Source organism: Rudaea sp. 3F27F6, assembly GCF_005503555.1.
GTDB lineage: Bacteria > Pseudomonadota > Gammaproteobacteria > Xanthomonadales > Rhodanobacteraceae > Rudaea.
On the sequence record NZ_SCNG01000001.1, the window covers coordinates 778,803 to 793,039 of the forward strand.

General features: G+C 65.9%; 12 protein-coding genes. 8 read left to right on the plus strand and 4 right to left on the minus strand.

Annotated elements, in window-relative coordinates:
- Positions 1-21: 21 nt before the first annotated feature.
- Positions 22-1,818 carry a tetratricopeptide repeat protein gene (locus FFS30_RS03265; RefSeq protein ID WP_137911667.1) on the minus strand — a complete coding sequence of 599 codons (1,797 nt, stop codon included), beginning with the start codon at positions 1,816-1,818 and terminating at the stop codon, positions 22-24.
- A gap of 187 nt (positions 1,819-2,005) precedes the next feature.
- Between FFS30_RS03265 and hemA the strand changes: the two genes are divergently transcribed.
- The 8 genes from hemA (at position 2,006) to FFS30_RS03305 (ending at position 11,882) form a co-directional block, all read left to right on the plus strand.
- Complete coding sequence (gene hemA / locus FFS30_RS03270; protein WP_137911668.1) at positions 2,006-3,271, plus strand: glutamyl-tRNA reductase; 1,266 nt, start codon at positions 2,006-2,008, stop codon at positions 3,269-3,271.
- Between the two features lie 99 nt (positions 3,272-3,370).
- Positions 3,371-4,462 (plus strand): peptide chain release factor 1, encoded by a 1,092-nt coding sequence (gene prfA, locus FFS30_RS03275; RefSeq protein WP_137911669.1) that lies wholly within the window; start codon positions 3,371-3,373, stop codon positions 4,460-4,462.
- The gene (locus FFS30_RS03280; RefSeq protein WP_137911670.1) at positions 4,459-6,549 is read left to right on the plus strand and encodes a tetratricopeptide repeat protein; all 2,091 of its coding nucleotides are present in this window, start codon (positions 4,459-4,461) and stop codon (positions 6,547-6,549) included. Before prfA ends, FFS30_RS03280 begins: the two co-directional genes overlap by 4 nt.
- A 178-nt stretch (positions 6,550-6,727) precedes the next feature.
- Complete coding sequence (gene moaB / locus FFS30_RS03285) at positions 6,728-7,249, plus strand: molybdenum cofactor biosynthesis protein B (RefSeq protein ID WP_137911671.1); 522 nt, start codon at positions 6,728-6,730, stop codon at positions 7,247-7,249.
- Between the two features lie 40 nt (positions 7,250-7,289).
- A complete protein-coding gene (locus FFS30_RS03290) occupies positions 7,290-7,967 on the plus strand; it encodes an MgtC/SapB family protein (RefSeq protein ID WP_137911672.1) in 678 nt (225 codons plus the stop codon).
- A gap of 19 nt (positions 7,968-7,986) precedes the next feature.
- The gene (gene ppk2, locus FFS30_RS03295; RefSeq protein ID WP_137911673.1) at positions 7,987-8,754 is read left to right on the plus strand and encodes a polyphosphate kinase 2; all 768 of its coding nucleotides are present in this window, start codon (positions 7,987-7,989) and stop codon (positions 8,752-8,754) included.
- Positions 8,755-9,004: 250 nt separating this feature from the next.
- Positions 9,005-11,272 (plus strand): TonB-dependent receptor, encoded by a 2,268-nt coding sequence (locus FFS30_RS03300; RefSeq protein WP_137911674.1) that lies wholly within the window; start codon positions 9,005-9,007, stop codon positions 11,270-11,272.
- Between the two features lie 55 nt (positions 11,273-11,327).
- Positions 11,328-11,882: a hypothetical protein gene (locus FFS30_RS03305; protein WP_137911675.1), complete on the plus strand. Its 555-nt coding sequence runs from the start codon at positions 11,328-11,330 to the stop codon at positions 11,880-11,882.
- 48 nt (positions 11,883-11,930) lie between these two features.
- Here the strand turns inward: FFS30_RS03305 and FFS30_RS03310 are convergent, their stop codons facing one another.
- The 3 genes from FFS30_RS03310 to FFS30_RS03320 all read right to left on the minus strand — a co-directional run bounded on the left by FFS30_RS03310 (position 11,931) and on the right by FFS30_RS03320 (position 14,233).
- Positions 11,931-12,674 carry an MHYT domain-containing protein gene (locus FFS30_RS03310; RefSeq protein WP_137911676.1) on the minus strand — a complete coding sequence of 248 codons (744 nt, stop codon included), beginning with the start codon at positions 12,672-12,674 and terminating at the stop codon, positions 11,931-11,933.
- Between the two features lie 179 nt (positions 12,675-12,853).
- Positions 12,854-13,720, minus strand: coding sequence for a 4-vinyl reductase (locus tag FFS30_RS03315; RefSeq protein WP_137911677.1), 867 nt, complete (start codon positions 13,718-13,720; stop codon positions 12,854-12,856).
- Positions 13,721-13,924: 204 nt separating this feature from the next.
- The gene (locus FFS30_RS03320; protein ID WP_137911678.1) at positions 13,925-14,233 is read right to left on the minus strand and encodes an acylphosphatase; all 309 of its coding nucleotides are present in this window, start codon (positions 14,231-14,233) and stop codon (positions 13,925-13,927) included.
- Positions 14,234-14,237: the final 4 nt, after the last annotated feature.

Sequence of the window (14,237 nt, forward strand, 5' to 3'; positions counted from 1 at the left end):
CGCGACGACGCGCATCTGCGGCTAGGATGGAAACCGCTTGATCGTTTCCAGCAGAACCTTGTTCTCGCCGTCCTTCTTGCGCCCTTCTTCCCAGACCTGGCGCGCTTCGTCCTTCTTGCCCGAGACCCAGAGCACTTCGCCGAGATGCGCGGCAATCTCGGGGTCGGGCTGCTTGGCATAAGCGGCGCGCAGCGCCTCGGTCGCGGCACTGAGATTGCCGAGGCGGTACTGCACCCAGCCGAGGCTGTCGATGATCGCCGGCTCGTCGGGCTTGAGCTTGAGCGCCTGCTCGATCAGGGCGAGCGCCTCGGCTTTCTTGTCGGTGCGGTCGGCCAGGGTGTAGCCGAGCGCGTTCATCGCATCCGCGTCGTCGGGTTTCAGTTCGAGAACGCGGCGCAGATCGCGCACCGACTCGTCGACGCGGTCGAGTCCTTCGTAAGTCAGCGCGCGCGCATAGAGCAGGCGCGTGTCGTCAGGCAGCGCCTGCAGGCCGCGATCGTAAACCGCGACCGCATCGGCCGGGCGTTTGCCCTTGCCGACCAGCTCGGCTTCGAGCAGGAACACTTCGCCGAGCGTCTTCGCCTCGTCGGCGACGCGCGCTTCGAGCTCATGCAGCAGGTTCATCGCATCATTCACGCGCCCGGTGTCGTAGAGCAGGATCGCGATGCGCTGCTGCCCGTCGAACCACTGGTCGTCGTCCTCGTCGATCTGCCCGTACCACTTGAGCGCATCAGGCTTGCGTTCGGCGAGCTCGCTGAGCTGGCCGAGCAGGAGCAGGCGTACCGCCGAGCGCGGCTCGGGCGCGGCGAGCACCTGCTTATACAGCGCTTCGACCTGCGCCTTGTTGTCCTTGCCGCCGCTGCGCGCGAGATAGGCCGCACGCGCGGCGAAGACGCGATCGTTCTGCGGTCCCTGCGCAAGTACGGCGGCGGCCTGCGAATAATCGCCGAGATCGCCGAGCAGGGCCGCATAGGCGACGCGCAGACGCGCACTGTCCTCGCGGCCTTCCTTGCCGGGCGCGGTCCGCGCGCTGCGCAAGGCGTCGGCGAAAAGTTTGCGTGCACCGTCCTTGTCGCCGATTCCGATCCGCACCTGCGCCGCCCAGGCGTAGGTCTCGGGTGTATGAAAACGGTCGACGGCGCGCTGCGCCAGGGTCTGCGCGATATCGCCGCGGTCCAGACGCATGGCGATCTGCCCGACCGCGATCCAGACCTGCGGATCGTTGCCGAAATCAGCGGCCTTCACCGTGTTGCCCGGCGTCGCGCCGTCGCCGCGCAGCAGGCGCTCGAATACGAGGCCGGCAAGCCGTTTGTCCTCGGCGCTGAGCAGCGCCTGCGATACCGCGCGCCAACCGCCCGTCGGCTGGCGTGCCAGCCAGGCCAGGTCCATAAAAGCCGCATCGTCGGCGCCCGCATGCAGAGCCAGCATCGCGCGCGCCTGGCGCACGCCGATCTCGTCGCCGTTCAGCGCCTGCCAGCGCAGCAGCGCCGTGCGCGCGGGCTCCCACTGCTTGCTCGCTATCGCGATATGCGTGGCCTGCTCGGCGACCGCGGGATCGTTGCTCGCCTGCGCGGCATCGACGTAGCGCTGGGTCGCCGCGGCGGTATCGCCGTCGGTCAAGGCCAGCTCCGCGGCGAGCAGGTTCGCGATCAGTTCGCTTTCGCTCTTGTCCGGGGCGACGTCGAGACGCTGCAGCGGCTGCGGCGCCGAACCCGCGCGCGCGGCCGATTTTCCGGCCGGCACCGCCGCACAGGCGGAAAGCAGGGCCGCTGCCGCCACGAGAACCCATTCACGCCGTCCGAACGAATATGTCTTCACTGTTCCTTCCACATGCCCGCACCTGCGGCGATTCGTCGCTGCCCTGCTTATCTCAGGGCGCAAAACCCGGATTTCAAACCGCAACCGACCCGCCGTTTGCTTGATATCGCACCGTGCGGACCGCACAATTTCGCACCAATCCTGGCTGTTTCGGCGACCGCCGCCAGCTTAACCGATTACTTCTTACATGGCCCTTATCGCCCTCGGACTCAACCATCTCACCGCGCCGCTCGATCTGCGCGAGAAGGTGGCGTTCGCGCCCGATGCGACTTCCGGCGCGCTGTCCGATCTCGCCAGCCAGCCCGGCGTCAAGGAGGCGATGATCCTGTCGACCTGCAACCGCACCGAACTCTACGTCGAGGTCGATGCGGGCGCCGAGACCGCGGCCCAGCGCTGGCTGCTCGACCATCATGGACTGACCGAGCGCCGCCTCGACGAGTTCCTCTACCGCCACGAAGACAACGCCGCAGTGCGCCACCTGTTCCGCGTCGCCACGGGCCTCGACTCGATGGTGCTCGGCGAACCGCAGATCCTCGGCCAGGTGAAGGACGCCTACCAGACCGCGCGCAGCGCCGGCACCTTGCGCACCTCAATGGAGCGTCTGCTGCAGCAGACCTTCGCCGTGGCCAAGCGCGTGCGCACCGATACGCGCATCGGCGCGAATCCGGTTTCGGTCGCCTACACCGCGGTGCGCATGGCCGAACGCCTGTTCACCAACCTCGCCGACGCCTGCGTGATGCTGATCGGTGCCGGCGAAACCATCGAACTGGCCGCGCGGCATCTGTCCGAATCGAAAGTGCGCCGCTTGATCGTCGCCAACCGCACCCTGGAGAACGCGCAGGCCCTGGCCGGGCGCTTCGGCGCCTATGCGATCTCGCTCGGCGACCTGCCGCAACATCTGGCCGAGGCCGATATCGTCATCTCGTCCACGGCGAGCACGCTGCCGATCATCCGCCGCGATCTGGTCGAACGCGCGATCCGCGCGCGCAAGCACAAGCCGATGTTCCTCGTCGACATCGCCGTCCCGCGCGACATCGAGCCCGCGGTGGCCGAGGTCGACGACGTGTTTCTCTATACGGTGGACGATCTCAAGCAGGTCATCGACGACAACCTGCGCTCGCGCCAGGCCGCGGCCAACGAGGCCGAGGCGATCATCGAGCTGCAGGTCGAACACTATCTCGCCTGGCGCCGCGCGCTCGATGTGCGCAATCCGCTCGCCGCCCTGCGCTCGGACGCCGAGGCGCAGCGCGACGCGACGCTGGACAAGGCGCGCGCCCTGCTCGCGAGCGGCCGCTCGCCCGAACAGGCGCTCGAATTCCTCGCTCACACCCTGACCAACAAACTGCTGCACGCGCCGAGCGCAAACCTGCGCGCGGCCGCACTGCGCGGCGACGTCGAACTGCTGCGCGCCGCCGAGGCGCTGTTCGATCCCTCGGCACCGGCGAAAGAATGAATACAGGGCAGTTTGGCCGCGGATTACACGGATAGAGCAAGAATCGAATTTGCTTTGATCCGTGTTATCCGTCTGATCCGTGGTTAAAATTCGCTCTTTATGAATCCATCAATCCGACGCAAGCTCGACGAGCTTGCCGAGCGTCACCAGGAAGTCTCCCTGCTGCTCGCCCAACCCGAAGTCATCGACGACAGCGCGCGTTTCCGCGATCTGTCGCGCGAGTTCGCCCAGCTCGAACCGCTGACCGCGTCGCTGCGCGCCTACGACGACGCCGGAAAAAATCTTGCCGCGGCGCAGGCCATGCTCAAGGACCCCGAACTCAAGGAACTCGCCGAAGGCGAAGTCATTGAGCTGGAAGCGCGGCGCGAAACGCTCGACCGCGAACTGAACCTGCTCCTGCTGCCGAAGGATGCGCGCGACGAAGCCAACATCTTCCTCGAAGTGCGCGCCGGCACCGGCGGCGACGAAGCCGCGATCTTCGCCGGCGACCTGTTCCGCATGTACTCGCGCTATGCGGAATCGCAAGGCTGGCGCGTGGAGATTCTCTCGGCCAATTCGGGCGAGCACGGCGGCTTCAAGGAAGTCATTGCGCGCGTCGAAGGCAAAGGCGTGTTCTCCAAACTCAAGTTCGAGTCGGGCACGCATCGCGTGCAGCGTGTGCCGGAAACCGAGGCGCAGGGCCGCATCCACACCTCGGCCGCCACGGTCGCGATCCTGCCCGAGATGGACGAGATCGAAGACGTCGAACTCAATCCGGCCGATCTCAAGGTCGACACCTTCCGCGCTTCGGGTGCGGGCGGCCAGCACGTCAACAAGACCGACTCGGCGATCCGCATCACCCACCTGCCGACCGGCATCGTCGTCGAATGCCAGGACGAGCGCAGCCAGCACAAGAACCGCGCGCGCGCGATGTCCCTGCTCAAAGCGCGCCTGACCGACGACGAGCGCAGCAAGCAGGCCGCCGCGCAAGCCGAGTCGCGGCGCCTACAGGTCGGCTCGGGCGACCGCAGCCAGCGCATCCGCACCTACAATTTTCCGCAGGGGCGCATCACCGATCATCGCATCAACCTGACTCTGTACAGTCTGCCGGCGATCATCGGCGGCGATCTCGATCCGTTGATCGGCCCGCTGACCCAGGAATACCAGGCCGACCAAATGAAGTCGCTCACCGAGGGCGGCCTCGCCGGATGAATGCCGCGCTGCTGCCGGCGACGCTCGACGCGATCGCCAGCCTGATCGAACGCGGCGACTTCGCCGGTGCCGAACGCCGCGCCCAGAGCGCGCTGCAGACCCTGCCTCCGCACGCCGAAGTCTGGCGCCTGCTCGCGATCGCCCAGCTCAGGTCGGGCCGTCTCGACGCCGCCACGCGCTCGCTGCAACAGGCGGCGCGGCTCGATCCGAACTCGATCGAAGTGCTGTGCAACCTCGCCACGGTCGAGATCCACAGCGGCCACCCGGAAAACGCCAAGGGCACACTTGAGCGCGCCCTCGCGATCGCACCGAATCATCTCGGCGCGCTGAACAATCTCGGCCGCCTGCGCCATCAGCTCGGCGACTATGCCGGTTCCTCGCTGTGTTTCGAGCGCAGCCTGCGCATCGATCCCTCGCGCGCGGAGACCTGGTTCGATCTCGCCAACGCCAGCGCGTCGCTGTACCAGTGGAGCGCCGCCGAGTCGCACGTGCGCCAGGGCCTGAAACTCAATCCGCGTTCCGCCGACGGCTGGTATCTGCTCGGCTATCAGTACGAGCGCCAGGGCCGGCTGAGCGACGCGGTCGAGCCTTACCGCAACTCGATGGAACTGAGCCCACGCCCGCACACGGCGCACAACCTCGCCCTCGTGCTCGACCAGCTCGGCGACTGGCAGGGCGCGGCACGTACGATGGAGCGCGCCCTGCAGCTCGACCCAAACCTGCCCGAAGCGCTCGGACAGCTCGTGTTCGGCAAGCGCAAGTTGTGCGAATGGGACGGACTGCCGGCGCTGAGCGCCCGCCTCGTCGCCGCCGTCGATGCGGGCGTCGAGGGCTTCACGCCGTTCTCGTTCCTCGCCGAAAGCGCCACGCCCGCACAACAGCTGCGCTGCGCGCGTAGCTTCGCGCGGCAGTTTGCGCGCGAGGCCGCACGACACACCGATTCCGTCATGCCGGCGCCCGCGTCGAATTCCGCGGACCTGCGCGTCGGCTTCGTTTCTTCGGGCTTCAACGAGCACGCCACGGGTCTGCTCGTCGTCGAATTGATCGAATGCCTGCGTTCGACCGGTATCACCGCCATCGCCTTTGCCACGACCGCGGACGACCGCAGCGAGCTGCGCCGCCGCCTGACGCGCGCGTTCGCCGAGTTCCATGACGCGAGCGGGATATCGCCCGCCGCGATCGCGCAGAAAATCCGCGAAGCGCGCATCGACATCCTGATCGACGTCGACGGCTACTGCATGGCTTCGCTGCCGGGCATTTTCGCGCTGCGTCCCGCGCCGATCCAGGTCAACTGGCTCGCCTATCCGGGCTCGCTCGGCGCGCCGTGGTACGACTATCTGATCGCCGACGCGTACGTGATCCCTGCGCTGCAGCGTGCGCACTACGACGAGAAGATCGCCGTGCTGCCGCGCTCCTACCAGCCGACCGACACCACGCGCGTCGTGCGCGATGCACCTGCACGTGATGCGCTCGGACTGCCCGCGGACGCGTTCGTCTACTGTTGCTTCAATGCAAACTGGAAAATCACGCCGCAGAGCTTCGCTTTGTGGATGCGCATCCTGCGCGCCGTTCCGCGCAGCGTGCTCTGGCTGCTCGACGAACGTCCCGGCAATGGCGTGATCGAGCGCTTGCGCCTCGAAGCGCAAAAGGCCGGCATCGATCCGCAGCGCTTGGTTTTCGCGCCGAAGACTCGACACGCCGAATACCTCGCGCGTTATCGTCATGCCGATCTGTTCCTCGACACGAATCCGTACAACGCACATACGACGGCGTCCGATGCACTCTACGTCGGCTGCCCGGTGCTGACGCGTCCCGGCAACACCTTCGCATCGCGCGTGGCCGGCAGTCTCAATAGGCAGCTCGGTCTCGACGAACTGAGCGTCGTCGACGATGAAGCCTATGTCGCGCTCGCTGTCGAACTCGCACAACAGCCCGAGCGCCTCGCCGCGCTGCGCGCACGCCTGCGCGATCCGGCGACGCGCACGCAGTTGTTCGACATGCAGGCTTACGCCGACGATTTCGCCGCGCTGCTCCGGCAAATGGCCGCGCTCGCGCGCAACGGCGAAGCGCCGCGCGATATCGGATAAGGGCGCCGTCCTGGTCGGCCGCATGCGCGGCATCCAGCCGCTTCGCAGGTTTGTCGACGCTCGAAAAACCACGCGGCGAGAATGACGCCCCTACGATCATCGTGCGTGCGGATGTATGCTGTCCCGGGCTTGCGTTTCGCGAACTCGAATCTCCAAACCGGATTTCGGCCTTCGACCCATGACCGCCGCCAAGGATTTCATCGCGCTCAATCTCTGCGTGCTGACCGTGTCCGACACGCGCACGGCCGACAACGACACGTCGGGCGACTATCTCTGCGATGCGCTCGGCGAAGCCGGCCATCGCCTGCATGCGCGCGCGATCAGCGGCGACGACAAGTACCGTCTGCGCGCGCTCGTCTCCGCATGGATCGCCGAAAGCGAAGTGCACGGCATCCTCGTCACCGGCGGCACCGGCTTCACCGGCCGCGACTCGACGCCCGAAGCGCTGCGCCCGCTGCTCGACAAGGAAATGCCGGGTTTCGGCGAAATGTTCCGCGTGCTCTCGTTCGAGGAAATCGGCACTTCGACCCTGCAGTCGCGCGCGTTCGCCGGTCTCGCCAACGACAAATTCCTGTTCTGCCTGCCCGGTTCGACCTCGGCCTGCCGCACGGCCTGGGAAAAACTGCTGCGCGCCCAACTCGACTCGCGCACCGCGCCGTGCAATCTCGCCGGGCTGCGCCCGCGCCTGCGCGAATCCTGAGCGCGGTGCACCGAGCACGACGGCGCGCGCAGCCACCGCCATGATCGCCACGTCCGAAATCGTCCTGCGCCTGCTCACCGCCGCCCTGCTCGGTAGCTTGATCGGCATCGAGCGCGAACGCCGCGCATGGACCGCGGGCCTGCGCACGCATATGGTCGTCTGCGTCGCCGCGTGCCTGCTGATGATCGTCTCGGCATTCGGTTTCGCCGACGTGCTCGGCGACAGCCATGTCGTGCTCGACCCGTCGCGCATCGCCGCCCAGGTCGTCAGCGGCATCGGTTTTCTCGGCGCCGGCATCATCATCTTCCGCCGCGAAGCGGTGCGCGGCCTGACCACGGCGGCGAGCATCTGGGGCGTCGCCGCGATCGGGCTCGCAGTCGGCGGCGGCATGTACAGCGCCGCGCTCGCCGCAACCGGCGTCATCCTCGTCATTCTCGCCGGCATCAAGCCCATCGAGGAGCGTCTACTGCGGAAGAAGCGGCCGTCGCGCATGGAACTGACCATCGCGCGCGGCAGCGTCGGCATCGACGCGCTCATGCAGACCGTCGCGCGCGCGGGACTCGCCCTGCAGGACATCGAGATCGAACAGGCCGGCGACGGCGACGAAGAACGCGTCGGCCTCGTCGTGCTGCCGGCCGCCGCGGCGCAGTTGCACGCCGCCGCCGAAAGTCTGCGCGGCGTCGACGGCGTGCGCGCGATCAAACTCTCGCCGAACTGATCGCCAAGGAGAAAGACGCATGAAGAAGAAGAAATACCAGCACTATCTGAAGGAACTCGCGGTCGATCTCGTCGAGTTCCAGCGTTGGCTGATTCATACCGGCAAACGCGTCGTCGTCCTGTTCGAGGGCCGCGACGCCGCCGGCAAGGGCGGCACGATCAAGGCGATCAGCGAGCATCTCGACACGCGCCACTACCGCATCGTCGCCCTGTCCAAGCCCGACGAGCGCGAGCGCACGCAGTGGTACTACCAGCGCTATATCGAACACCTGCCCGCGGCCGGCGAGATCGTGCTGTTCGACCGCAGCTGGTACAACCGCGCCGGCGTGGAGAAGGTGATGGGCTTCTGCAGCGACGACGAGTACAAGCGCTTCCTCGCCGAATGCCCGGTGTTCGAGCAGGGTCTGGTCAACGACGGAATCCTGCTGTTCAAGTACTGGCTCGCCGTCGATCAGGCCGAGCAGGAAGAGCGTTTCGCCGAACGCGCGCAGAATCCGCTCAAGCGCTTCAAAATGTCGCCGGTCGACATCGCCGCGCGCAACAAATACCACGAGTACAGCGAGGCGCGCGACGCGATGATCGCCGCCACCCATACCGACTATGCGCCGTGGCACGTGGTCGATTTCAACGACCAGCCGCGCGGGCGCCTGAGCCTGATCCGCCACCTGCTCGACCACCTGCCCGACCGCAAAATCCCGGTCAAGCCGCTCAAGCTGCCCAAGCTGAAGGGCGATCTCGGCGTCGAGGAACTCGCCGACAAATCGCTCTGGGTGAAAAACGCCTACTGAGTCCGGCCATCGGCCGCATCGATCCGCTTCCCGTCACGCCGCCGCAAATAACGCGGCGGCTTATACGGGTAATTTTTTGCAATTCTTTTACATCTCCGGTAAATAAGCGCAGGGGAAATCCCGCAGGCGATACTCAAGCTGTCACATACGAGCACGCGGGTTGGCATCGACAAGCTCCGGCACGACCGGAGCGCGACGCCGGGGTAGGGACGAGATTCTGCAACCGCCTATTCCAACTGGAGATCTGACCATGTCTTCGCACCGCACCGCCCGCGCTCCGAGCGCGCCGCGTCGATACACCCTGAGTTTCGCCATTGCCTGCGCTCTCGCCGGCAGTGCCGTTCACGCCGCCGACGCGGCTCCGGCCGACGATGCCGAGGCGCCCAAGCAGCTTGCCGACATCACGGTCACCGCCGAGAAACGCAGCGAGAACATCCAGAAGGTTCCGATTTCGGTCACCGCGATCGACACGGAAAAACTCGACATCCTCAAGTCCGGCGCCGACGACGTGCGTTTCCTCTCCGCGCGCGTGCCGAGCCTGCTGGTCGAATCTTCGTTCGGGCGCACGTTCCCGCGCTTCTACATCCGCGGCCTCGGCAACACCGACTTCGATCTCAACGCTTCGCAACCGGTGTCGCTGGTCTACGACGACGTCGTGCTCGAAAACCCGATTCTCAAAGGTTTCCCGATCTTCGACATCGACCAGGTCGAAGTGCTGCGCGGTCCGCAGGGCACCCTGTTCGGCCGCAACACGCCGGCCGGCGTGGTCAAGCTGCAGTCCAAGCGCCCGACCCAGGATGCCGACGGCTATGTCGACGTGAGCTACGGCCGCTACGGCACGACCAACGTCGAAGCCGCGTTCGGCGCCGGCATCAATCCCGACTGGGCGTTCCGCGTCTCGTTCCTCGACCAGCACCGCGACGACTGGGTGAAGAACACCGCGCCCGGCAAGAGCAACGAACTCGGCGGCTACAACACGCAGGCGCTGCGCCTGCAGCTCGAATACAAGCCGTCGGACACCTTCGACGCCTTGCTCAACGTGCACGGCATGAACATCAACGGCTCGGCGATCCTGTTCCGCGCCAACATCATCCAGCCGGGCACCAACGACTTCGTACCCGGCTTCCAGCGCGACCAAATTTCGATCGACGGCAAGAATTTCCAGAACGTCACCTCGAGCGGCGTGAACCTGCACCTGACCTGGGACTTCGAGAACATGGAACTCGCCTCGATCACCAGCTTCGACAAGGTCAAGACGCTGAGTCACGGCGACATCGACGGCGGCTACGGCGCCGTGTTCGCGCCGCCGTCCGGCCCCGGCGTCATTCCGTTCCCGTCCGAATCCGCCGACGGCCTGCCGTTCCATCGCCAGATCACCCAGGAAGTGCGCCTGTCGTCGAAAAATTCGTCGCCGCTCGACTGGATCGTCGGCGCCTACTACTTCAACGAAAACATCAGCGTCGACAGCTTCGACTACGCCACGCTCGCCGGCGGCGTCGAGGACGGCTACGCGCAGCAGAAGCAGAAGGACACGAGCGCCGCCGTGTTCGGGTCGATCGGCTATCAGATCAACGACGCGTTCAAGATCAAGGGCGGCCTGCGCTATTCGCACGACGACAAGAACTGGACGGCGACGCGCTATCTGTCGCCGATCGGCGCCGGCCCGATCGGTCCGCTGTACGAAAACCCGACCTACTCGCGCACGACCGGCGACCTCTCGGCCACCTACAGCCTGAGCAAGGACACGACCCTGTATGCACGCGCCGCGACGGGCTATCGCGCGCCGAGCATCCAGGGCCGTCTGCTGTTCGGCGACACGCCGTCGGTGGCCAAGGCCGAGACGATCACGTCGGGCGAATTCGGCATCAAGTCCGACCTGTTCGATCATCGCGCGACGATCAGCGCCGACGTCTACACCTACGAAATCAAGAATCAGCAGCTCACCGCGGTCGGCGGCACGACCAACTTCGCACGCCTGGTCAACGCCAAGAAGACCGAGGGCCGCGGCTTCGAGTTCGACGGCCGCGCCTACGTCACCGACAACCTGATGGTCACCGCGGGCGGCAGCTACAACTACACCAAGATCAAGGACCCGAATCTTTACATCACGCCGTGCGCCGCATGCACGGTGCTCAGCCCCGAGATCGTCCAGGGCGGCGTGACGCTTGCCGCGATCAACGGCAACCCGCTGCCGCAGGCGCCGAAGTGGATCGCCAACGTGACCGCGCGCTATTCGATCCCGTTCAAGGAAGGCGAACTGTTCGCCTATACCGACTGGGCGTATCGCAGCAAGGTGTCGTACTTCCTGTACAAGTCGGTCGAATTCACCGGCAAGGCCTGGGTCGAAGGCGGCCTGCGCGCCGGCTACGCCTGGGACAACGGCAAGCGCGAAGTCGCCCTGTTCGGCCGCAACATCCTCGACAAGAAGGCGATCACCGGCGGCATCGACTTCAACAACCTGACCGGGTACGTCAACGAGCCGCGCATCTGGGGCGTGCAGTTCCGCGGCGAGCTTTGATCCACCGCGCGCGGCACCGTGCGATCATGCGGCCGACGACGATTCGGCGGCCGCCATGACCCTCCACGATCTCTCGATCCGACCACGCATCGACCTGCTCGAAGACATCTTCGGCGCCTGGCGCGAGCGCATCGGCGCCGACTACGAGGGTTACCGCAACCACGTCTACCGCATGGTGCATTGCTGCGGCGCGCTGCACGACTGCAGCGCGGAGGATCGCGACAAGATCGCCATCGCCGGCGCGTTCCACGACATCGGCATTTGGTCCGACCACACGGTCGATTATCTGCCGCCGTCGGTCGCTCAGGCGCGCGCCTATCTCGCGGGCGGGCCGCGTGAGGCGTGGAGCGCCGAGATCGAGCGCATGATCGACTTGCACCACAAGCTGCGCCGCGTGCGCGACGACGCGTCGCCGCTGGTCGAAGCATTCCGCAAGGCCGATCTCGTCGACTTCTCGCTCGGTGTCGTGCGCTTCGGTTTGCCCGGAAGTTACATCGGCGAGCTCAAGGCCGCGTTTCCGAATGCCGGCTTCCACAAGCGCCTCGTCCAGCTCGCCGGCGGCTGGTTTCGCCAGCATCCGCTCAGCGCGCCGCCGTTCCTCAAGTGGTAGCGCGGCAGCCGGCGCAATGTCGGCTGCCGCGCCTTACCTCTATGCGAACTAGATCTGGATTTCGGTGCGTTGCTGCTGGCGCACCGTCGTCACGATCAGGGTGCCGAACAGCAGCACCGAGGCAACGATGAAGATCGTGATGCCGAGACTTTCGCCGTGCAGACCCTGCGCGACTTCGTTGGCGCCTTGCGCGAGCGGAACGAAGCCCGCTGCGGCCATGGCCGTGTAATGCATGCCGCAGACCGCGACGCCCATGACCAGCGCGGCGCCGAGCAACTGCATCCAGCCGCGCATATTGAACGCGAGCCAGAGCGCCGCGATCGAGGCGACGATCGCGATCAGGATCGACACGCCGACGATGATCGGGTCGTAGACGATCTGCGCGGGCATCAGCATCGCCGCCATGCCGGTGTAGTGCATGCCGGCCACGCCGAGCCCCATGAGCACGCCGGCAAGTGTGAGCTTCACCCAGGAGAACGTGCCGCTGCTCGCGACGGCGAGGCCGAGGGTGCACGCGGCAATGCCGATCAGCGCCGAGAGGACGGTCAGCGGCAAATCGTAGGTCACCGCAATGTTCATCTGGCACGCGAGCATCGCGATAAAATGCATCGCCCAGATGCCGCCTCCGCCGACCGCCGCGCCCGATCCGAGCAGGGCGCGCCAGCGTTCGCCCGCGGTCTTCGCGGCCGGAATGCCGATCGCGAGCTGCAGCGCGGTGTACGAACCGAGCACCGACACCACATAGGACAGGATGACGAGAAACGTATTGTGATGACAGTGCACGGCTTCCATGATCTAGCCCCTAAGAAGGCCCGCACGACCCGGTCCCGGAGCCGGCAGTCCGCGCCGGATCCGCAGCGGACCCGGACTCGACAACGCCGAATCGAACATCGCCATGCCCGATTCGCGGCGAGCCGTCCCTGACTCGCGAAAGCCCTGCCCTACGCAGGGCTTTCTTAAAATACGAAGATTCAATCGGTGAAGGTAAATACGCAGTAACTCGCGCCCGAATTGCGGCAATGCGCTTCTTCGATGTTCGCCGGTTTGTCGGTACGCGAAGTATTGATGAGTCCTTCGAAGAATCCGCGGAAGAAATGACAGGTGCGTCCGTGCTGGCCGTTACCGCAGAACGGACTCGCCTTGATGCGCAGCCCCTCGTCTTCGACGTCGGCCGGCAGCAATTGGCGCACGGCGGGCAGAGCGATGTGGCGCACGGCATCGTGCAGACCGAGGCGCGCGCCGAGGGAGAAATCGCGCTTGTATACCCAGGCGCCGACGCGGTTGCCGACATAGCGCAGAATCGCGTCGTGCTCTTCGGGCGGCACTTCCTGCTCGAGCAGCGCGAGGCGCGGCAGAATCTGCGGATAGTCGGCGGCGAGCTTCGGCAGCAAAATTTCCAGGCGCGAGCGATCGTAGGTCGGCCGCGGCGCCGAAGCGGCCACGCGATGGCCGAACTCGGCCGTGCGCCCGTTGAGCAGCATGTCCGGCGGTGCCGAAGCGGAATGATAGGCGTGTGACGCATAGCCCGGCGGCGTGGCGCGCGGTGCCGGACCCGGCGCCTTCGGCGGCGCCGGCGCGGACACCTCGTGCATCATCGATTCGTAAGTGCGCACGCGGCGATGCGTGGCGAGGCGATCCTCGAGTTCGAGCGCGCCGCCCTCGGGGCCGCGCACCGCGAAATTCAGCGAGATGCCCTCGTTGCTCTCGGCCATGCGCTGACGCACCATGCTGAAGCCGCACGCCATGACGGCCTGACCGAGCTCGAACAGCAAGCCTTCCTTCTGGTCCGCGACGACGCGAATCTGCAATTCCACGTAACGCGAATATGGCTCGACCAAGCGAATCCCTCCCCTCACCTTGCTGCAGCGCGAACGACACCGCGCCGACGCAAAATCCGCGCCAGCCGTGTTCGCAAACATCCTACGAGCGTGAGTTGTAACAATTTTTCTGCGGGCAGAATGAGAATTGCCGCATGTTCCGCAGCGATTCTTAAAATATCGAAATGATTTTTCGAAATTGTGCGCAGCGGTTCGCAGTCCGCTTCATTGGCTGTCGATAAAGAACTCGTCGCGCGACGAATTGCCTGGCGAATTCGCCAGACAATCCGCGACGGAATCGTCGAGGTCGATGCGGCGCAACTCGTCGACGCGAGCCTGCGGCGGCCCGTGCTCAAGCCAGCGCTCGAGCTTGCGCAATGCGTCTGCCTCACCGCAGGCCAACACTTCGACGCGGCCGTCGGCGAGGTTGCGTGCGTAGCCGCGCAAACCGAGCGCCTGTGCCTCGGTGCGCGTCGACGCGCGAAAGAACACGCCCTGCACTCTGCCGCCGACGAAGAACTTCGCGCACGGCATCGGC